Annotated in this window: 21 protein-coding genes and 1 pseudogene; 10 read left to right on the top strand and 12 right to left on the bottom strand. The window is 65.2% G+C overall.

The features are described from left to right. Positions 1 to 31: 31 nt before the first annotated feature. Genes ACZLHH_RS12025 through msuE form a run of 3 tightly spaced genes read right to left on the bottom strand, consistent with a single transcriptional unit; the run spans position 32 to position 2722 of the window. Positions 32 to 1066 carry a methionine synthase gene (locus ACZLHH_RS12025; protein WP_049422263.1) on the bottom strand — a complete coding sequence of 345 codons (1035 nt, stop codon included), beginning with the start codon at positions 1064 to 1066 and terminating at the stop codon, positions 32 to 34. A 38-nt stretch (positions 1067 to 1104) separates the two neighbouring features. Continuing rightward, on the bottom strand, positions 1105 to 2082 hold the full coding sequence (locus ACZLHH_RS12020) for a DUF1852 domain-containing protein (protein WP_071228282.1): 978 nt from the start codon (positions 2080 to 2082) through the stop codon (positions 1105 to 1107). A gap of 58 nt (positions 2083 to 2140) precedes the next feature. Beyond that, positions 2141 to 2722: an FMN reductase gene (msuE, locus tag ACZLHH_RS12015; protein ID WP_134951244.1), complete on the bottom strand. Its 582-nt coding sequence runs from the start codon at positions 2720 to 2722 to the stop codon at positions 2141 to 2143. Between the two features lie 175 nt (positions 2723 to 2897). Here msuE and ACZLHH_RS12010 point away from each other — a divergent pair, with 175 nt between their 5' ends. Beyond that, entirely contained in the window at positions 2898 to 3812 is a 915-nt protein-coding gene (locus ACZLHH_RS12010) for a LysR family transcriptional regulator (RefSeq protein ID WP_071228280.1), read from the top strand. Continuing rightward, positions 3812 to 4681, top strand: a complete 870-nt coding sequence (locus tag ACZLHH_RS12005; protein ID WP_180844283.1) for a methylenetetrahydrofolate reductase — start codon at positions 3812 to 3814, stop codon at positions 4679 to 4681. The genes ACZLHH_RS12010 and ACZLHH_RS12005 overlap by 1 nt, the downstream gene beginning before the upstream one ends. Positions 4682 to 4712: 31 nt before the next feature. On the opposite strand, the pseudogene ACZLHH_RS12000 reads toward ACZLHH_RS12005, so the two are convergent. Then, positions 4713 to 4990, bottom strand: a pseudogene (locus ACZLHH_RS12000) (hypothetical protein). A 189-nt stretch (positions 4991 to 5179) separates the two neighbouring features. On the opposite strand from ACZLHH_RS12000, the gene ACZLHH_RS11995 reads away from it, so the two are divergent. The 6 genes from ACZLHH_RS11995 to ACZLHH_RS11970 all read left to right on the top strand — a co-directional run bounded on the left by ACZLHH_RS11995 (position 5180) and on the right by ACZLHH_RS11970 (position 13186). Further along, positions 5180 to 6013: a S1 family peptidase gene (locus ACZLHH_RS11995; RefSeq protein ID WP_180844282.1), complete on the top strand. Its 834-nt coding sequence runs from the start codon at positions 5180 to 5182 to the stop codon at positions 6011 to 6013. A gap of 88 nt (positions 6014 to 6101) precedes the next feature. Then, on the top strand, positions 6102 to 6629 hold the full coding sequence (locus ACZLHH_RS11990) for a DUF6622 family protein (protein WP_180844281.1): 528 nt from the start codon (positions 6102 to 6104) through the stop codon (positions 6627 to 6629). Positions 6630 to 7048: 419 nt separating this feature from the next. Then, on the top strand, positions 7049 to 7651 hold the full coding sequence (locus tag ACZLHH_RS11985; RefSeq protein WP_258014045.1) for an RNA polymerase sigma factor: 603 nt from the start codon (positions 7049 to 7051) through the stop codon (positions 7649 to 7651). Next, positions 7648 to 8691, top strand: coding sequence for a FecR family protein (locus ACZLHH_RS11980; RefSeq protein WP_180844280.1), 1044 nt, complete (start codon positions 7648 to 7650; stop codon positions 8689 to 8691). The genes ACZLHH_RS11985 and ACZLHH_RS11980 overlap by 4 nt, the downstream gene beginning before the upstream one ends. 108 nt (positions 8692 to 8799) lie before the next feature. Next, positions 8800 to 11256, top strand: a complete 2457-nt coding sequence (locus tag ACZLHH_RS11975) for a TonB-dependent siderophore receptor (protein WP_258014029.1) — start codon at positions 8800 to 8802, stop codon at positions 11254 to 11256. Positions 11257 to 11302: 46 nt separating this feature from the next. Further along, positions 11303 to 13186, top strand: coding sequence for a PepSY-associated TM helix domain-containing protein (locus ACZLHH_RS11970; protein ID WP_180844278.1), 1884 nt, complete (start codon positions 11303 to 11305; stop codon positions 13184 to 13186). A 22-nt stretch (positions 13187 to 13208) separates the two neighbouring features. On the opposite strand, the gene ACZLHH_RS11965 is transcribed toward ACZLHH_RS11970, so the two are convergent. From ACZLHH_RS11965 to ACZLHH_RS11950, 4 genes are read right to left on the bottom strand one after another with little or no spacing between them, the layout of a single operon-like run. After that, entirely contained in the window at positions 13209 to 14246 is a 1038-nt protein-coding gene (locus tag ACZLHH_RS11965) for an alpha/beta hydrolase (protein ID WP_049422285.1), read from the bottom strand. Continuing rightward, complete coding sequence (locus ACZLHH_RS11960) at positions 14243 to 14719, bottom strand: (R)-mandelonitrile lyase (RefSeq protein ID WP_180844277.1); 477 nt, start codon at positions 14717 to 14719, stop codon at positions 14243 to 14245. The genes ACZLHH_RS11965 and ACZLHH_RS11960 overlap by 4 nt, the downstream gene beginning before the upstream one ends. A 25-nt stretch (positions 14720 to 14744) precedes the next feature. Beyond that, a complete protein-coding gene (locus tag ACZLHH_RS11955; protein WP_180844276.1) occupies positions 14745 to 15731 on the bottom strand; it encodes an aldo/keto reductase in 987 nt (328 codons plus the stop codon). Positions 15732 to 15742: 11 nt separating this feature from the next. Next, entirely contained in the window at positions 15743 to 16972 is a 1230-nt protein-coding gene (locus tag ACZLHH_RS11950) for an MFS transporter (RefSeq protein ID WP_180844275.1), read from the bottom strand. A 168-nt stretch (positions 16973 to 17140) separates the two neighbouring features. On the opposite strand from ACZLHH_RS11950, the gene ACZLHH_RS11945 reads away from it, so the two are divergent. Continuing rightward, entirely contained in the window at positions 17141 to 18028 is an 888-nt protein-coding gene (locus ACZLHH_RS11945; RefSeq protein WP_049422289.1) for a LysR family transcriptional regulator, read from the top strand. A 29-nt stretch (positions 18029 to 18057) separates the two neighbouring features. Here the strand turns inward: ACZLHH_RS11945 and ACZLHH_RS11940 are convergent, their stop codons facing one another. Further along, entirely contained in the window at positions 18058 to 18210 is a 153-nt protein-coding gene (locus ACZLHH_RS11940) for a hypothetical protein (protein WP_197572999.1), read from the bottom strand. A 256-nt stretch (positions 18211 to 18466) separates the two neighbouring features. On the opposite strand from ACZLHH_RS11940, the gene ACZLHH_RS11935 reads away from it, so the two are divergent. Then, positions 18467 to 18700: a hypothetical protein gene (locus ACZLHH_RS11935; RefSeq protein ID WP_049463413.1), complete on the top strand. Its 234-nt coding sequence runs from the start codon at positions 18467 to 18469 to the stop codon at positions 18698 to 18700. Between the two features lie 24 nt (positions 18701 to 18724). Here ACZLHH_RS11935 and ACZLHH_RS11930 read toward each other — a convergent pair whose 3' ends face one another. The 3 genes from ACZLHH_RS11930 to ACZLHH_RS11920 form a co-directional block, all read right to left on the bottom strand. After that, on the bottom strand, positions 18725 to 19276 hold the full coding sequence (locus ACZLHH_RS11930; RefSeq protein WP_049463411.1) for a cysteine hydrolase family protein: 552 nt from the start codon (positions 19274 to 19276) through the stop codon (positions 18725 to 18727). 3 nt (positions 19277 to 19279) lie between these two features. Beyond that, positions 19280 to 19918: a DUF6766 family protein gene (locus ACZLHH_RS11925; protein ID WP_071228258.1), complete on the bottom strand. Its 639-nt coding sequence runs from the start codon at positions 19916 to 19918 to the stop codon at positions 19280 to 19282. Positions 19919 to 20017: 99 nt separating this feature from the next. Then, positions 20018 to 20206 (bottom strand): hypothetical protein, encoded by a 189-nt coding sequence (locus ACZLHH_RS11920; RefSeq protein ID WP_080355380.1) that lies wholly within the window; start codon positions 20204 to 20206, stop codon positions 20018 to 20020. Positions 20207 to 20300 lie beyond the last annotated feature (94 nt).

Genomic DNA, 20300 nt, shown 5'->3' with positions numbered 1-20300 from the left:
CAGAGGTCCGGACGCTGATCTCTTTCAGCGGTTACGCCGAGAGCTCCTCGCGCACGATCCTGGCCCCTTCGCTGAGCGCACGCAGCTTGCCCCGTGCCACGTCACGGGCCAGCGGCGCCATGCCGCAGTTGGTGCTCGGGTAGAGCTTGTCGGCATCCACGAACTGCAGCGCCTTGCGCAGGGTGTTGGCCACTTCCTCAGCCGTCTCCACCGTGCTGGAAGCCACGTCGATGGCACCCACCATCACCTTCTTGCCGCGCACCAGCTCGATCAGATCGATCGGCACGTGCGAGTTGTGGCATTCCAGCGAGATGATGTCGAGGTTGGAGGTCTGCAGCTTCGGGAACGACTCTTCATACTGGCGCCATTCCGAGCCCAGCGTCTGCTTCCAGTCGGTGTTGGCCTTGATGCCGTAGCCGTAGCAGATATGCACGGCAGTCTCGCACTTCAGTCCTTCGATCGCACGCTCCAGTGCGGCCACGCCCCAGTCGTTCACTTCGTCGAAGAACACGTTGAAGGCGGGCTCGTCGAACTGGATGATGTCGACGCCAGCGGCTTCCAGCTCCCTCGCTTCCTCGTTGAGGATCTTCGCGAATTCCCAGGCCAGCTTCTCTCGGCTCTTGTAGTGCGCGTCGTACAGGGTGTCGATCATGGTCATCGGGCCGGGCAGGGCCCACTTGATCGGCTGCGTGGTCTGCCGGCGCAGGAACTTCGCATCCTCCACGAACACCGGCTTGGGGCGGCTCACGGCGCCGACCACGGTCGGCACGCTGGCGTCGTAGCGGTTGCGGATGCGCACGGTTTCGCGCTTCTCGAAATCGACGCCGTTGAGGTGCTCGATGAACGTGGTAACGAAGTGCTGCCGGGTCTGCTCACCGTCGCTGACGATATCGATGCCGGCGTGCTGCTGTTCCTGCAGGGACAGGCGCAGGGCATCCTGCTTGCCTTCGGTCAGTCCTTCATCCTGCAGCTTCCAGGGCGACCAGAGCTTTTCGGGCTCTGCCAGCCAGGAGGGCTTGGGCAGGCTGCCGGCGGTGGAGGTGGGGAGCAGTTTCTTCGTCGACATTGCGTTCTGTGTCCTGGGGCGAATGGAGAATCGGTGGATCAGCGGGCAGCCCACTGCTCAAGCACGGCGCGATACGGCTTGATGAAGTGCTCTTCGGTGAATTTGCCCTGCTTGACCGCCAGCTGGCTGCGCTCTTCGCGGTCGTAGACGATGCGGGTGGAGGAGTAGTCCTGGTGCTTCAGGCTGGGCTGGTAGACCTTGCCGGCCACGGAATTGGCGTTGTAGATCTCCGGCCGGTAGATCTTCTGGAATGCCTCCATCGTGCTGATGGTGCCGATCAGTTCCAGGTTCGAGTAGTCGCCCAGCAGGTCGCCCTGGAAGTAGAACGCCAGCGGCGCGACGCTGCCCGGCGGCATGAAATAGCGCACCTGCAGGCCCATCTTGTCGAAGTACTGGTCGGTGGGGGAGAACTCGCCCTGGCGATACTCCACGCCCAGGATGGGATGGTGGTTCTCGGTACGATGGTAGGTCTTGCTGCTGGAGACGCTGATGCAGATTACCGGCCCCTTGCTGAAATTGGCGCGGTAGGCCTCCGATTCCAGGAAGTGCTGGAACAGCTTGCCGTGAAGATCACCGAAGCCTTCCGGAATGCCGAAGGTGGCCTTTCCCTCGTTGCTGGCCGGCAGTACCACGCTGAAGTCGTAGTCGCGCACATAGGACGAGAAGTTGTTGCCGACGATGCCCTCGGTGCGCGCGCCGGTGTGCGTGTCGACGATGGTCGGGCGCAGCACTTCGATCAGCGGGAACGGATCGCTGCCGTCGGCTCCATCGATGTGCATCTCCACCGAGATGATGTCCAGCTCGACGGCGTAGCGGTCCGCACTCGGGTTGTCCCAGTGCGCCAGATCGTTGAAGCGGTTGTTGATCATGCTGATCGTGTTGCGCAGGTTCTCCCGGCGGGACTCGCCGCGAGCGAGGTTGGCGAAGTTGGTGGTGATGCGCGTGCCGTCAGCGGGCTGGTAGTCCTCGTTGAAAGGGATGCGCGTGATGCTGAAGGTGAAGTTCTCGGTCGTCATGGGCGGCGTTCCGGGTTGCGGAGGTGACATCCGAATGCGGGTCGCTGGCATTCGGCATTCAAAGGACTGCAGCGGTCTCGGCAGTGGCAGGCGCTATGCGATGGGACAGGGCAAGCAGGGGCATCGCCCGCTGCACCGCCAGCCGTGCGCGCTGGATCAGAGCGTCGTTGTGCACGCGGCCCTCGGCGAAATCGCGGTCGGTGGCGTAGACGCCGAGGGGCAGGGTGCGCGCCTGGAAGAAGCTGAAGAGCGGCCGCAGCTGATGATCGATCACCAGTGCGTGGCGCTCGCTGCCGCCGGTGGCGGCCAGCAGGATGGGGGTGTCGACCAGCGCATCCTGGTGGATGAAATCGAAGAAGTGCTTGAACAGGCCGGTGTACGAACCGCGGTAGACCGGCGTGGCCACCACCAGTACGTCTGACTGTTCAACGGCCACCAGCTGCCGCTCCACAGCCTCGGGCAGCTGCGAGCGCCACAGCGCACCGGCCAGCTGCGGCGCCAGTTCGCCCAACTCGATCAGGTGCGGCTCGCAGGCAACGTCCTCGCCGATGAGGTCCAGCAGGTGCTCGGCCAGGGTTGCAGCCCTGGAGGGGCGCTGCAGTCCGCCTGAAACGGCGACGATACGGAGGGGGCGGGTCATCTGTTCGCTTTCAGCAGGGGAGGGGCTCCTTCGGGCAATCTGCGGGGGCGCAGTCCTGCAGGCCGGCGAGGTGACCGGGCTGGCAGGCAACCGAAGGCATGACCCGATCCTAGTCATGCCCTTCCATGACGTAAAATGGTATTACTTCACCAATCCATGAGCGGTATTCATCGTCATGTTGGAACGGATCCACCTCAGCATCGTGCAGCAGGTCGAGCAACAGGGCTCGCTGACTGCTGCCGCCGGCGTGCTCAACCTGACCCAGTCAGCCCTCAGCCACAGCATGAAGAAGCTGGAGCAGCAGCTCGGCACCGATGTCTGGTTGCGCGAAGGCCGCAGCCTGCGCCTGACCCAGGCCGGGCAGTACCTGCTGGCGGTGGCCAACCGCGTGCTGCCGCAACTGGACCTGGCCGAGGAGCGGCTGGGCCAGTTCGCCCAAGGCGAGCGCGGCGCGCTACGCATCGGCATGGAATGCCACCCGTGCTACCAGTGGCTGCTTAAGATCGTCTCGCCCTACCTGGCGGCGTGGCCGGACGTGGATGTGGACGTCAAGCAGAAGTTCCAGTTTGGTGGCATCGGCGCGCTGTTCGGCTACGAGATCGACCTGCTGGTCACGCCCGATCCACTGCTGAAGCCGGGCCTGAAGTTCGTGCCCGTGTTCGACTACGAGCAGGTGCTGGTGGTGGCCAAGGGCCACGCCCTGGCCAAGGTGGACCACGTAAAGCCGCGCCAGCTCGGCCAGGAAGTGCTGATCAGCTATCCGGTTCCGTTCGAGCGCCTGGATATCTACAACCAGTTCCTGCTGCCGGCCGGCATTACGCCGCGGCGCCACAAGACCATCGAAACCACCGACATCATGATGCAGATGGTGGCCAGCGGCCGTGGCGTGGCCGCCATGCCGCGCTGGCTGGTGGAGGAATATGCCGCACGCATGGACGTGGTGCCGGTGCGCCTGGGGGCGAAGGGCATTCCCAAGCAGATCTACCTGGGCGCGCGCGAGGCCGATACCGGTATCGACTACCTGCAGGCCTTCGTCGAACTGGCGCGTAACAGCACGCCGATTGCCGGCAATGTGGGCGGAGCGCGTTGATGCCGGCCGGTACCTCATCGCAGGCGGACGCCTTCATCAACGCCTTTTCATTGGAAGTCAGCGCGAAGGCCATGCCGGCACTGCGCGCCGAGGCGGCCCGCATCCGGCGCGGCACGGTCATCTCCATTCCCTGGCTGGCCAGCGAGGACGACGATGCACGCCTGGCCGCCGCACGCACGGTGCGCGAGCTCGGCTTCGCGCCGATGCCGCATCTCTCCGCCCGCCGCATCGGCTCGCACGCAGCGCTTGAGCGCTTTCTGGAGCGCGCCACCAGCGAAGCCGGGATCACCCGCTGCCTGCTGGTCGCGGGTGACCTGGCCACACCCGCCGGGCCGTTTGCCGACAGTGCTTCAATCATCCAGACCGGTCTTCTGGAGCACTCCGGGATCAAGGTCGTTGGTATCGGCGGGCACCCGGAAGGCCACCCGGTGATGAGCGCTGACGATCGCTGGGAGGTGCTTGGGCGTAAATGCCAGGCCATCGAAGCGCGCGGCATGGCCCCCTTGGTCGTCACCCAGTTCGCCTTCGATGCCGATATCGTGCTGGCCTGGCTGGATGCGCTGCGCGCCCGTGGCATCACGGTTCCGGTACTGGTGGGCGTGCCGGGGCCGGCCAGCATTGCGCGGTTGGCCCGCTACGCCGCGATGTGCGGCGTGGTGGCCAGTGCATCGATGCTGGCGCGGTATGGCATTTCGATCGGTCGGCTGCTGGGAACGGCGGGGCCGGAGGTGTTTGTGGATCGGTTGGTGAGTGGGCTGACGGCCGGGCACGGCCAGATCAGCCCGCACTTCTTCCCGTTCGGCGGCATTGCGCCGTCACTGGACTGGATCGAGCGGTACCGGCAGCGCACGTCGGCCGCCAGCGTCTGATGCTCTATCGATGATCGCGTGGCCGGGCCCTTCAGCCCGGCAGTTCGCACTTCATCTTGCCGTCCACGTAGTACGGCTTGGTACGTTCGGGTTCTCGCTGGTCTTCTCGAAGACCACTTCGAACGAAGCCGCATCGGGTGAGCCCTTGCGGTCGGCGCACGCCTCCTGCAGCTTCTTCTTGACCGCAGCGATGCCCGCATCGCGGTTGGCGCCGTCGGCACTGTTGGTCAGGTTCACGGTCTCGGCTGAGGCCAGTGAGCTCAGTGCCAGCAGGCAGCCGGTCAACATCAGGGTGCGCAGCTTGGTCATGGTCGTACCTCATGGGTCTCCAATGAGGCACCAGCATAGAGCGCAGCTGTTAACGCCCTGTGGCCGCCCCGGCTTCGGGGCAGGTTCTGCGGCATTCGTCGTCGAACATGGGAGGTTGGTCGGACGTTTCCCCTTCGCCGGAGGTGTTCGGCTAGGCTGCAGCAACTGACCGCAAGGATGAAGGCACTCATGATCCGCTGGCTGTTTCTGGCGCTTGCCACGCTGCCGTTCGATGCTGGGGCCGTGGTCATCCGCCACGATGTGGACGATGCCCGATACCGGATCGATGGATCCGCGTTTCCGGCCCTGGCCGACATGCCGGGCGAAGGGCAAGGCGTTCTGATCGCGCCGCAGTGGGTGCTGACGGCAGCGCATGCCGCACCGATGGAGGGGATGGGGCAGACCATCACCATCAAGGGGAAGGACTACGGCGTGGAACGCGTATTCCTGCACCCCGGTTACCGGAGAATGCCTGACGCATTGGGCAAGGAGGCATTGGCAACGGGAAATCCTGCGAAGATCCACGCCTTCCTGGCCGGGTCGGATGACATTGCACTGATCCGGCTCGCAGCGCCCGTGAACGACGTGCAGCCCGTGGCGCTGTATCGCGGCAGCGCCGAAGTCACGCAGATCGCCGCCTTGATCGGGAAGGGCGCCACTGGCAATGGTACGGTTGGACTGGTGCCGGGCGGGCCGCATCGCACCACGCTGCGGCGGGCATACAACGCCATTACCGGCGGCAATGATCGCTATCTCTGGTATCGGTTCGATGCCCCGCCACAGGGCCTCCCACTGGAAGGCGTGCTCGGTAACGGGGACAGCGGCGGCCCATTGGTGATCAAGGATCACGGCGTCTGGCAGCTGGTGGGGCTGGGCTCCTGGATCACCGCCGTTCCCGAGCATGCCCTTGAGGCCGGCTTCTACGGACAGGTGGTGCACAACGTTCGGGTATCGCGCTATGTGGGTTGGATCGAGAGCGTCCTGGGTGCGCCCACTAATCGTCCCGTAACCCCCGAAGACTGACAGCTGTCACTGGTTGCAACCCGGGCGGAAGCGAATAGTGGGCGCCAAGGCGAGGGCACCTCGCCACCAACCACCAAGGCGACCGCTCATGAACATGCTCCAGCAACTCACCTCGCAGACGCCGATCTGGGTCTGGCTGCTCCTGGCGTTTCTGGTCACGCGTGGCCTCGCGGCTATGAAACCGGGTGAGACTTCGTTGCAGAGGCTGGCGATCGTGCCCGTCCTGTTCGCTGTGTGGGGCGCGTGGTCGATCAGTCATCGCTTCGGTGCGTCGCCGACCGCCCGGGGCGAGTGGTTGGCCGGCATCGGCACCGGTGCGGCACTGGGATGGCTGCTGCTGGGCCACGTGAAGCTGACCCTGGATGGCGCTACCGGAAAGCTCTGGCGCAGCGCGGACTTCAGCCTGCTGCCGCTGCTGCTGGTCACCTTCCTGGTGAAGTACGGCTTCGAAGTTGCATTTGCAGTGTCGCCGTCGCTGACCGCCAACGCTGGCTTCAGTGCCGCCTATCTCCTGCTGGCAGGTGGGTTCACCGGCCTCTTCGTCGGCAAGTACTGCCGCTATCTGGCCTCGTTGCGACTGGGCGAGGCAGTTAAAGGGGTTGGGGTCGCAGGCTGAAACCAGCTCCGTCGTGACGCGTCACATTAATAGCCCCAGAGGGTAGTGCCGGCCGCTGGCCGGCCCCCCTTGTCCCTACAGGCTCCAATCAACCCGCATGCCCGCAATCAACGCATTCGGCAGGTCCCGCTGGCGTCCAGCACCATCACTGGTGAGCTGCTGCTTGCATTTCATTACGGCGCCGGGGCGGGGCAAGTGGTTCCAATTGCAAATGACTCTCACTACACTTGCGACATCCCACCCCTTCCGCCGCCTATGGCGGCCAGAACTCCGGCTCCCGACGTGAATTCCCCGCCCCACCTGTGCAGACCGCTGGCATTTGCCCTGAGGGTGATGTGTCCACGCTAGGCCGGGGCACGGGCAGCAACGCGGATCGGGCCTCGTCCACGGAGGCGGGCATTCCGGAAGACGCCTCGCCAATGGGCGGGAACCTCCTTGCGAAAGCCTATGCCCGCTGGCGCGGGCCCATTCTGCGCAGCCTTGCGCGTGTCAGAGGTGCGGACGGTGAGGACGCCCTGCACGACGGTGCAGTCAAATGGCTGGCGGCAAACCCTGCACTGGCCTCGTGCGACCAGCAAGGCGCCTATTTCCGGCGAACGGTGATGAACACCGTGGCCGATGAGTATCGTGAGCACACCGCAGGCCGCCGTCTCCAGACCCTGCCACTGGCAGATGCCGAGGATGCGGGCCAGGCCATCACCAGCGATGAATCACAGTGCCCGTTGCAGCTCAGCGCCCAGCGGCAGCGCCTGGAGCGCCTGCGAGAAGCGCTGGCCGAGCTGCCCGAGCGTCAACGCGAGGCATTCGTGCTCTGCCGCTTCGATGGGCTGACCCAGGAGGACGTGGCCGCTCGCATGCAGATCTCCCGCCGCATGGTGGTCAAGCACCTGTCGCGAGCGGTTGCCTACTGCGAAGTGCGGGTACGCTATGCATCTCTGGCACAGATGCAGGAACTGCATCGCCCGATCAAGGCGGGCGAGGCGTTGGCGCCTGCCATCGATGCTGATTTTCCCTGCCGATGACCGATCTCCCTTCTGCCGCAGGTTCCGACCCGTTTGCCCTGCATGAGGCGGCCGCCGCGTGGATGGTGCGGCGGCAGGATGCGGACTGGCAACCGGAAGAAGAGGCGGCCCTGCAGCACTGGCTGGCCGAGAGCGAAGCGCACCGACAGGCGTTCGCCGACGTGGCCAGAACGTGGGACGACTTCGGCCAGCTGCCGCGCCCCGTACTGGCCTCGGACGCGCATGCGGTGATCACCCCAGCAGTACCTGCGCCTGCCGCTCAACGGCGGGGCAGGGCGGTGCGGCACACTCGCTCGTGGCGCCTGCCCCGCATTGCGGCGGCTGCCGCCGTGGCAATGCTGGCCTTGGGGTACGTCGGCTACGGTTGGTACACCGCGCCCAGCTACGTAAAGGACGTGGCCACCGGCGCGGGCGAGATACGTGATCTTCAATTGCCGGACGGCTCACGGATTTCGCTCAATGCACGCAGCACGCTGGCCGTGCATTTCTATCGATCCCGCCGTGAAGTGGTGCTCAGCCAGGGCGAGGCGTTCTTCGAGGTCGCCCCGGCGGCCGACCGTCCCTTCACCGTCGATGCCCAGCGCAGCCGGGTGACGGTGGTCGGCACGGCCTTCAATGTGCGCAATGGGCCGGGCGAAGTCGTGGTCAAGGTGCTGCATGGGCACGTGCGGGTACAGCCGGATCGCGCCGAAGGCACCGCGCCGGTCAGCCTGCACGCCGAACAAGGCCTGGCCGTTACCACGCTTACAGCCGCCTACCGCTCCATTGCCGCCAGCGCAGACAGCATTGGCGGCTGGCGCAACGGGCGCCTGGTGTTCCGGCGCACGCCGCTGGACGAAGTGGCGCAGGAGGTGGGGCAGTATCTGGGCCATCCCGTTACGCTGGGACAGCCAGGGCTGAAGTTCCTGCCGGTCTCCGGCTACGCAGCCACCGATGCCCCGGCCACCTTCCTGGAAGCGCTGCCGGATCTGTTGCCCGTGCAGGTGACCCGCAATGCGCAGGGCGGCTATCGCATCGACGAACGGCCTGTGACCCGCTGACGCCGGAACGAAAATTTCTTCCGGCGCGGGTTCCCACCCCACCGCCATTTTCCGTTTACCCCAGTGAGGCCAGTAGCGGCCAAGCATGATGGAGCGGTAATGGGGTACATGAAGATCAAGCGCGCACTTGTTGCTGGCGCGTTCTCTACGGGGGTACACGCCAAGCGGCTGCCGTTGCTGGCGCTGTGCATTTCCAGCGCGCTGGCAGCGCCGGCCATTGCACAGTCGCAGCCGGCTGCACGCGTGCAGTTCAATATTCCGGCGCAACCGCTGGATGCCGCACTGCGCCGCTTTTCCGAGCAGTCCCGGCAGCAGGTGCTGTTCAGCGAATCGGCGGTGGCGGGCCGTCGCGCTCCGGCCTTGACCGGCAGTTACACGCCGCAGGAAGCACTGGCGCGCCTGCTGGAGGGCAGTGGAGTGCGTGTCAATGCCACCCGTCCGGGCGTGTTCACCCTGGCCCAGGAAGCAGCAGCGCCTGCGCGCAGCAAGGAGGCCCAGACCACCCTGCAGACGGTGAACGTGACCGCCAATGCCCCAAGCGATGGCGCTTACACGGCACGTGAACTGAGCCTGGGCAAGCTGGGGCAGAGCATCCGCCAGACCCCGCAGTCGGTCAGCGTGATCACCCGCCAGCAGCTGGACGACCGCAACCTCACCACGCTGGACGAGGCCCTGGCGCAGACCACGGGTGTGACCAAGACCGCCCGCAACTTCGGCAACCACAAGTTCTCGATCCGCAGCTTTACCGTGGACGACAGCAACTATCTGGTCGACGGCGTGGCCGGCATCGTCTATGCCCCCGTGGGTTGGCTGCCGATCGACACCGCGGTACTGGAGCGCGTTGAAGTGCTGCGCGGTGCTGGTGGCATGATGCTGGGTGCAGCCGACCCCAGCGGAGCAATCAACATGGTGCGCAAGCGCCCGCGCGACCAGGCTCATCTGGATCTGGCCGCAACCGTGGGCTCGTGGGACAACTACCGCGTCGAGGTGGATGGCGGTGGCCCGCTCAATGCTACCGGCAGCGTGCGCGGCCGACTGGTCGCCGCCTATCAGGACCGCGACTACTTCCAGCGGGGCACCTCATCGAAGACGCCGGTGGCCTATGGGGTGATCGATGCCGATCTGGGCACGGATACCACGCTGACCTTCGGCCTGCGCCATCAGGCCAGTGACACCGACGGCTACTGGCTGTTCGGCCTGCCGCGCTACACCGATGGCGGTGCGCTGGACATCAAGCGTTCCACCTCGCTCATCCAGGACTGGAACCGGCAGGAGGGCTCCGTCGACGAAGCCTTTGCAGAGGCGGAGCACCGCTTCAACGAACGCTGGAAGGCACGCCTGTCGGTGAACCGCACCGAGTCGGACCTGGACCAGCGTGTCGCGGTTCCGCTGGGCGGGGTGGACCGCGCCAGCGGCATCGGTTCGCGCTTCTATGACATCTATTTCAACCGCTCGCGCGTGCGCAGTGATGGCATCGACCTGCACACCACCGGCAGTTTCGACGCCTTCGGCCGCAGCCATCAGCTGCTGCTGGGCGCGATGTGGTCGCGCCAGCGTACCCGCCAGAGCTCGGCGGACCTGGCCATCGACGTGCCGATTGATGTCTACGCACCCGACCACAGCGCCATCGCGCAGCCGCTGCAGCCCGCGTGGGACTGGTCAGAAAACGCCCGCGCCCAGCAGAGCGGCGTGTACAGCAACCTGCGCCTGCAGCTGGCAGAACCGCTGCACCTCACGCTGGGGGGCCGGCTGAGCTGGGTGAAGTACCAGTCCAGCGATGGCTTCACCGGCGCCAAGAGCCGCGACTACGAACAGAAGCACGAATTCACCCCGTACGCCGGCCTTGTCTACGACCTGGGTCCGCAATGGTCGGTCTATGCCAGCTACGCCGATACCTTCCAGCCGCAGAGCTCGTACGTCACCGCGTCCGGCTCGGTGCTGGATCCGGCCATCGGCGCCAACTACGAGCTGGGCGTGAAGGGTGAGTTGAACGATGGCCGCCTGAATGTCTCCGCCGCAGTGTTCTCCATCCGCAAGACCGGCAACGCCGTGGTGGACGAATCCGACCCGGGCAGCTGCCGTGGCTCGCTGGCGTCGTCCGATTGCTACCGCAATGGCGGCAAGCTGCGCAGCAAGGGCTTTGAGCTGGAGGCCAGCGGCGAACTGGCGCCGGGCTGGCAGATGATGGCGGGCTATACCCACGTCACCAGCCGCGACGATGAGGGCGCGACCATCAGCGCCGAGACGCCCCGCCATCTGCTGCGCCTGTCGACGTCCTACCAGCTGCCGGGCAAGTGGAACGCGTTCTCCGTGGGCGGTGGTGTATCGGCACAGAGCAGCTATTCCTATCCGGCCTACGACGACCCGGACTGGCGCATGGGCGCAGCGGGACGTGCCGTGTGGGACCTGCGTGCCGGCTACCGGATCAATCCGCGCTGGAGCGTGGGCGTCAACGTAGCCAACCTGTTCGACACCCGCTACTACGCGATGATCAGCCAGATCCGCCGCGGCAACTTCTTTGGCGAACCCCGCAATGTGATGCTGACGCTGCGCGGCTCGCTGTGACCTTCCGCAACCGGCGGGGCAACGGCCTGCCCGCCACGGGGCAGGCATGAAAGCGGGCTTCCGGCAGAGCATGTCGTGGCTGCACACCTGGTGCGGCCTCACCTGTGGCTGGCTGCTGTGCGCGATCTTCCTGACCGGCACGCTCAGCGTGTTCCGTGAGCCGATCACGCGATGGATGGAGGCCGGCCCCGTGCCGGCCTCCTCGCCGGCGGTGGACACGGGAATGCAGGCGGTACGTGCGCAGCACTGGCTGGCTGCCAACGCCGCCGATGCCCGGGAATGGCAGATCCGTTGGCCTGCCCAGCCGGGCTGGCCACTGGAGCTGTCATGGGAGGATGGCGACGGCACCGCGCACGAACGCTGGGTGGATGCCGGCACCGGCATGCCACAGCCTCCACCTCGTCTTCGGGAAACCGAAGGCGGGCGCCACTTCATGTCCTTCCATTACACCCTGCACGGCGGCATGGCCGGCTACTGGCTGGTCGGCTGGATCACGGCCTGCATGCTGCTGGCGCTGGTGTCCGGCGTGGTGGTGCATAAACGCATCTTCAAGGACTTCTTCACCTTCCGCCCGGGCAAGGGACAGCGCAGTTGGCTGGATGCGCACAACCTGAGTGCCGTGCTGACCCTGCCGTTCCTGTTCATGATCGGCTACACCGGGCTGACCTTCTTCTACAGCAGCTATCTGCCGTGGCCGGTGCATGCGGCCTATGGCGATGCCGATGACGCCTATGCGCGCTACGAAGCCGAGCTGGCGCCTGTGCAGCCAGCTCCGCCAGGCATCCTGGTATCCACCGCGCAACTGCCGGACCTGCAGCAACTGCTGGCACGCGCGCACGCCATCAGCGGGCAGCCACCGGCACTGATCGTGATCCAGGCGCCCGGCACCGTGCACAGCGTGGTGGAGGTGATCGGTCGCAAGCCCGTGGGGCGCGCAGACAGGCATCTGCTGACCGAGGCCAGCCGGGCGGCGTTCGATGCTGCCAGCGGCGCGCTGCTGCAACAGCATGGTGCACATCCGCATGTCATTGGCGCCGTACAGGTGCACGAAACCATCGAAGCACTGCACAAGGCCGATTTCGGCGGCTGGCCGATGAAGTGGCTGTACTTCATCAGCGGCCTGCTGGGCACGGCGATGATCGCCATCGGCACGCTGCTGTTCTCCATCAAGCGGCGCAAGCGCAGCGAGCATGAGTTCGGCGCGGCCACGGCGGGCATCTACCGCTGCGTGGAAGCCTTCAACGTGGCATCGCTGGTCGGGGTGGCGCTGGCAAGCATCGTCTACCTGCATGGCAATCGGTTGCTGCCATTGGGAATGAGCGATCGCAGCGCATGGGAAATACGCATTTTTCTTGCTGCCTGCGCTGCCTCGGTGCTGCACGCGCTGTGGCGCCCACCGCGCCTGGCCTGGATCGAGCAGTTGTGGCTGGCTGCAGCACTGTGCCTGGCGCTGCCGCTGGTGAACATGGCAACCACCGGGCAGGGGCTGCTGATGTATCTGCAGCGGGGCGCGTGGCAGCAGGCCGGCGTGGAGCTGGTCGCACTGGCATTCGGGTTGATGCTGGCAAGAATGGCCCTGATGCTGCAGCGCCGCTGGCCCCGGGCACCGGAGGCGGCGCGTACGGCCAAGCCTCCGGCCGGGCGGGAAGCGGCCTATCGCTGGCAGGTGGCGAGCCGTGTGCTGGCCGCCTCGCTGGGCGGCTACGTGTTCACCGCCGTTACCGCTGCGGCACTGGCGTTGTTGCTGCCCGCGCTGGTGGGGGTAAGGACGTCCGTTTCGGTCCTGGCCAGTTCACTGCTGGGGTTCGTGCTGTTCATTGCCGTTGCTGTGGGCGTCTTCAGTGCCCGCAGTGTTGGGAGGGTGTGGCTGAGTCTGGCGGCGGGGAGTGCCCTGATGGGGTTGCTGGTGGCGATGCTGCGGACGGGGTGAGGCCAGGGGGGGCGTTGGCCTGTCACATGCTTCCGTCCAGGCTCTTCCGGAAGAACGCTCCCAGCGCTGCAAACGGAATCAGATCGGTGCGGTCGTACAGATCCACATGGCCTGCACCCTTCACCCACAGCAGTTCCTTCGGCTGTCCCGCCAGCCGGTAGGCCTCCTCACTGAATTCCTTTGAATGCGCCTGATCACCCGCAATGAACAACATCGGACGCGGGGAGATGGTCTCGATGTCGTTGAACGGATAGAAGTTCATGAACTTCACGTTGCTGGTCAGCGTCGGGTGGGTGGTGAGCTGCGGTGATGAACCAGTCGGCGTGAACTCGCCGCGCGAAGTGCGGTAGAAGTCGTAGAACTCGCGCTGGATCGGATGAGTATCTGCCTCAAGCCTATGCACCGTGCCGGAGGTGTACTGTGCGGCGCCGCCCTCGGCTTCGACCCAACGCTGGCGCGCGGCAGCAGCAATCACGGCCTTGCGCTGCTCAACGCTCTGCGAGCGGTTGAGGGCACTGCGGTTCGCAGCGCCCATGTCGTACATGCTGACGGTAGCAATGGCTTTCATGCGCGGGTCGATCTTGGCCGCACTGATCACGAAACTGCCACTGCCGCAGATGCCAAGCACGCCGATCCGTTCGCGATCCACCTGTGGCTGCGTGCCCAGGTAATCGACGGCTGCACTGAAGGCCTCGGCATAGATGTCCGGCGCAACTGCATTGCGGGGCTCGCCCGCACTTTCACCCCAGAATGACTGGTCGATAGCCAGGGTCACGAAGCCTTGTTCAGCCAGCTTCTGTGCGTAGAGATCCGCACTCTGCTCCTTCACCGCGCCCATGGGATGGCCCACGATGATCGCGGGCAATGCTTGCCCAGGCCTGCGGTTCTTCGGTACGTACAGATTGCCGACGATCTGCATGTGGTACTGGTTGTTGAAGCGCACCTTCTCGCTGGTGAGCTGGGTGCTGCGATAGAAGTTGTCCGCGCCGTGGGCCATGTCCTGTCCAACTGCAGTGAGGGGGATGGCCGCGAGGACCAGAGAAAGCATCAGCGTCTTCATTCGCGCATCTCCGAATACTGTTCGTCGCTTACTTTCTCCAGCCACGTCACCGGGCTGCCATCAACCGCCTCGGCAATCGCGATGTGGGTCATCGCCACTGTGGCACTTGCACCATGCCAATGCTTCACGCCCGGGGCGATCCACACGGTGTCCCCCGGACGGATCTGCTGGCGTGGCTGACCCCACTGCTGCACCCAGCCCACGCCTGCGGTCACGATGAGGGTCTGGCCCAGCGGGTGGGTGTGCCAGGCCGTGCGTGCGCCGGGCTCAAAGGTGACCGTTGCACCTCCTACGCGTGCCGGCGCAGGGCGTTGGAACCCGCCATCGATGCGCACGTTGCCAGTGAAGTAGTCAGCGGGGCCCGCCACGGACGATGCGCTGCCAGCAGGCGCTATGCTCAGATCATCGCTGGCCGGGCCGCCGCCGGTCGCAGGCGCAGCCATGGATATCAACGTACCGAGAAGCATGGACATGGGGAGTACTCCAGGAGTTGGGGGATTACCAGGCGTAGGCATTGGGCGCCTCGCCACCGGGGCCAGGCCAGATCGCATCCAGTCGAGCCAGTGAAACATCTGAGAGCTTCAGCGCAGGGGCCTTCAGGTTCTGCAAAAGCTGGTCCACCGTGCGCGGCCCGCTCAGCGCGGTGGTCACCACCGGGTTGTGCAGCAGCCAGGCCAGCGCCACGGCGGCGGGCGCCTCACCCAGTTCATCGCAGAACGCTTCATACGCTTCCAGCTGAGGACGCAGCTGTTCGATACGCTGCAGGAGGTGCGGGGTAGCGCGTCGGCCATTGGCGACATTCTTCAGCACGCCGCCCAGCAGGCCCATGCCGATCGGGCTCCAGGGGATCAGGCCCAGCCCGTGGTAGCGCAGGGCCGGGATCACTTCCAGCTCCACCGTGCGCTGGGTCAGGTTGTACAGGCTCTGCTCGGCCACCAGGCCGAAGGTGTGCCGCGCGGTGGCCACGCCCTGTGCGGTGGCGATGTCCCAGCCGGCAAAGTTGCTGCTGCCCACGTAGGTGATCTTGCCTTCGCGGATCAGCTGTTCCATGGCCTGCCAGATTTCTTCCCATGGCGTGGCCCGGTCCACATGGTGCATCTGGTACAGATCGATGTGGTCGGTCTGCAGTCGGCGCAGGCTGGCCTCGCAGGCGCGGCGGATGTGGTACGCCGACAACCGGCGATCATTCGGGCCCAGCCCCATCGGCTGGTACACCTTGGTCGCCAGTACCAGACCATCACGCTTGCCACTGCGCTTGAGCCAGCGCCCAATGATCTCTTCGGAGAGGCCGAAGCCCTGCGCCATGTCCGGCGACTGCGGTCCGCCGTAGACGTCGGCGCTGTCGAAGAAGTTGATGCCGGCATCCACGGCGGCATCCATGATGGCGAAGCTGGTCGGCTCGTCGGCAAGCTCGCCGAAGTTCATGGTGCCAAGACCCAGCCGGCTGATCTTCAGGCCCGAGCGGCCCAGAGAGGTGTAGTGCATGGGGAACTCCTTCAGGAATGGACAGGCAGGCGATGGTGCTGCGCCGAGCGCGCAGCGATGCAAGACGTCACCACCGAGCCCAGCAGCAGGACAGCGCTGAACCAGAACGTGGCACGGTAGCCCTGGTGGTCCAGCAGCAGGCCGCCCACGGTCGCACCGATGGCGATGGCCATCTGCACCACGGCTACCATCAGGCCGCCACCGGCCTCGCCGTCATCGGGCAGGGTGCGGGCCAGCCACGACCACCAGGCCACGGGCGCCGACGTGCCAAGCAGGCCCCACAGGGCGAACAACACCGCCACCCTCGGCAGCGTGTTGCCGAGCAGGATCATGCACGCCGCCACCACGGCCATCAGTGCGGGCAGCAGCACCAGTGTACGGAAGAGTGCCTTGTGCACGAAGGGCTCGATCAACAACGTGCCGGCCAGGCCCGCAGCACCCATCAACAGCAGCAACAGCGACAACGTCGAAGGTGATACGTGCAGCGTGCCTTCCACGAACGGGCGCAGGTAGGTAAACAGCGAGAACTGGCCCATGAAGAACAGGCTCACGCCCGCCATGCCCCACGCCACCGGCGGGCGCTTCAACAGCGCGAACACATTCCAGGAAGCGCGACCGGCGGTCGCCTTCATCGATGGCAGCGCGGCGATCTTCCACAGCAGAGCCACCACAGCCACCGGCACCAGCGAGAAGAACGCACCGCGCCAACCGATGATGGCGCCGAAGTAACTGCCCATCGGCGCCGCAATGACGGTGGCAAGCGCGTTGCCGCCGTTGACGATGGCCAGTGCGCGGGGCACCTGGTGCGAAGGAACCAGGCGCATGGCGGTGGCCGCCGACATGGCCCAGAAGCCACCGATGGCCACGCCGATCAGCGCACGGCCCAGCATGAACACCGGGAAGCTGGGCGCCAGTGCCGCCAGCGTTCCCGAGAGGATCATTGCGGTAGTGAGGCCCAGCAGCAGCCATTTGCGGTCCAGCTGTCCGGCCAGTGGCGAGACCAGCAGGCTGGTGACCAGGGCGAACCCGCCGGACACCGCGATGGCCTGTCCGGCCTGGCCTTCACTGACCCGCAGGTCCGTGGCGATGGGCGTCAGCAGGCTGACCGGCATGAATTCGGAAGCGACCAGCGCGAAGGCGCCGAGTGACAGGGCCAGCACGGCACCCCATTCCCTGGGAGATGCCGAGCGGACAGGCGCGGCCGTGCTCGCCCCGGTCGGGGGGAGATTGAGTGAACTCATGAAGGTTTCCAGGCCCAGAATGGCGATGACGGCGGAAAGCTCCGGCTGCCGGAGCTCCCGTGGTGGGGGAGGGGGCCAGTCTGGACCACGCGCGGGTGTTTGATTAGATAATCAATTGCGAATGGCTCAATTAGTTGTGCTAATTAATTCCTGTGACACACTGCACGCATGGCACGACGCAACTTCAATGACCTGCTGGCTTTCGTGACCGTAGCGCGGGAGGGCAGCTTTACCCGCGCGGCGGGCGTGCTGGGGGTTACCCAGTCCGCACTGAGCCAGGCCATCAAGACCCTGGAAGAGAGTCTCGGCATCCGGCTGCTGACCCGCACGACGCGCAGCGTTTCGCCGACCACGGCAGGCGAGCGCCTGCTGCAGTCGATCGGCAACCACTTCGACGACATCGAAATGGAGCTCGAAGCCCTTACTGCATTGAGGGACACGCCAGCCGGGCAGGTCAGGATCACCAGCGGCGACCACGTACTGCGCACGGTGCTGCTGCCCAAGCTGATGCCGCTGCTGCACCGCTATCCGGACATCCGCATCGAGTTCGACGTCAGCTATGCACTGCGTGACATCGTTGCCGACCGCTTCGACGCCGGTGTTCGCCTTGGCGAATCCATCGACAAGGACATGGTCGCCCTGCCCATCGGCCCACGCCTGCGCATGGCCACCGCAGGGACGCCGGGCTACTTCGCTGCGTACGGAATGCCGAAGGTGCCGGGCGATCTGACTGGTCACCGGTGCATCAACATCCGTCTTCCCACCAGCGGTGGACTGTATGTGTGGGAGTACGAGAAGAAGGGTCGCGAGATCAATGTGCGCGTGGATGGCCCGCTGGTGTTCAGCACGTCACCGCACATGATCGATGCCGCGCTTGACGGCCTGGGCCTGGTGCATCTGCCCGTTGATGAGCTGGCCCCCCATCTGGAAAGCGGCCGCCTGGTGCGGGTACTGGAGGACTGGTGCCCGCTGTTCCCCGGCTATCATCTGTATTACCCGAGCAGGCGGCAGCCTTCCCCGGCGTTCAGCCTGGTGCTGGAGGCATTGCGGGTCTAGGTCGATGTTGCCTCGATGACCGTCCGGCATCACAGCCGCGATGGGCTCACTGGAACAGGATCGCCGCCCTGCAGCCGAGCCTGGATGAACTCCAGCAGCGCCCGAACCCGCGCGGTGACCGAGCGCCGGTGGCTATAGGCACCCAGCAGCTGCAGCGGCGCCGGGCTCAGATCCAGCTGCACGTTCTGCAGCCGGCCCCTCGCGTGCGGCCTCTTCGCTACCGATCCGGAAACGTGCCGAAGTCCCACCGATGCAGAACGCGGCAAGCGTTTGACCAGGCAAAACGCACGCATGGATAGTCCACCCGTCAACTGGGCGGGGCACGTTTTACGAGCACCTTGCAATGCGTATTCTGGACCTTCTGGACACACTGCGTTCACGGCCACCGACAACCGCACTCACCACACTCCCCCTTCCTTACACACAAAGGGGTGCCACATGGCCACCTGTGATGTCTGCGGCAACAACTACGACAAGAGTTTCACCCTGCAGCAGGGCGGACGCAGCGGAACCTTCGATTCGTTCGAATGCGCGATCCATGCATTCGCGCCGCGCTGCGCACATTGCAACTGCGCGGTTATCGGGCATGGCGTTGAAGGAAAGGGCCAGATCTTCTGCTGTGCACATTGCGCCGGTCATGCCGGTGTACAGGGTGTAGCGGACCGGGCCTGAACTGCCTCGATTTGATCCTGCCGATTACGCAGAGACCAGCGACGAAAGTCGGACGACCCGGGCTGCGCCCGAGTCTGCCAGCACTGCCAGTGCACGCCGTTTCTGCGAGGGCATCGCCGCCACAGCTTCCAATGCCACCACGACCTCGAACTCCCTGGCGTTGGCGTCCAGCGCCGTGGCCAGGACACACGAGTCGGCCGTCATGCCAGTGAGGCAAAGACGGCGTACTCCCAGCTTGGCCAGCAGAATCGGCAAGGGACTCGCGAGGAACGCCGAGTGCTTGGGCTTGAGCACGAAATAGTGGCCGGGCAGGGGGGAGAGGGTTGTGGCAATTCGGGCAGCCGTCCCCCCGTCCCTCTGGCACTGCTCCACTTGCTGGCGGAAGTCCCGCTTCCAATCTGAGAAGTTGTCATTGGCATAGATGACTGGCCACCCTTGGTCATCGAAGTGGTCTCTCAGGCGGCGGATCTGCCGGGCCGCGTTCTCTGCCGCTGGCGCCAGCGCGTCTGCACCTGGGAAGTCGAAACGACTGAACATGTCGATGATCAGCAGGGCGGTAGAAGGGCGGCGTGCCATGCCTCAATCTCCTGTCTGCGCATGCGGCGCTTCGACCGGCTTGGACTGTGGCGAATCCTTCTGGCGCAGGAAGATGGTCAGCACAACCAGAGACAGCACGGCCAGAAACTCACTTTGCCAGTTCTGCATCGATTCGAACCAGAACGTGCTGCTGGCCAGGTGCTCGAGAAAGCCCGGCACTGGCAAGCCCTGCAGCCGCTGCTCGGCCTGCTCGGCTCGCCAGCTTCCCAATGCGTGCAGCGTAAAGCTGGCCAGGAACAACAGGCCGAAGGCGATGGCAAGCGAATGGCCATAGATGATTTTCCATGCGCCACCACGCCTCACGGGCCAGGGCGTGGGCCCCGGCTCGACGCGATTCTGTTCCTGCGCAGGGTCCAAGGGCCGCGATTCGGCCGAACCGCGCTGGCGAAGGCTCACTGTCAGAAGGACATACATCCCCATCTGCAGGAATTCGCTCTCCCAGTTCTCGAATGTGGCGCTGACGAAATGCCCGGTTGCCAGGTAGTGCCAGAGATCGATCGGCGTGCGTCCGTGCTGCAGCAGCTCCTGGTTGTGCACGTGATGTCCCGCAATTGCCTGCCCACCAATGAATACAACGGTGAGCACAAGCAGCACCAGCGAGAGACCGTTGCGCTTCCACATGCAACACCTCGTTCAGGCTGTTTCAATGGCCATGATGAAGCTTGCGCCGCCAGCGGGCCATGAGCTGTGAATCCGGCGCATCCAGTATGTGAGGCGGTCTCAACGTTTCCCTGTTGGATCGGGATCAGGACGCTCGTAGTCCTCGGGTACAGCCTTGGGCCCATCGCCATCGTCGGGCATGTCGTGCTCCTTCCATCTGGCTCGATCATTGCGCCGCTTGTCCGGCGTATGTGCCTTCGACTGATCATCCACGTCCGTGGTCGGATTGAAGGGGAGCTTGTCGGTCATGGGTTGCTCCTGCAGCAGGAGGTTGAAGCGTGCAATCAATCCGGTTAACGCGGTGACGTCGCGAAATGAACACCATGCACACCGGGATGTCACC

The organism is Stenotrophomonas sp. 28608_Sma, from assembly GCF_056486185.1.
Note: the sequence above shows the minus strand (reverse complement) of the source record. Positions and strands in the feature narration are given on the sequence as shown.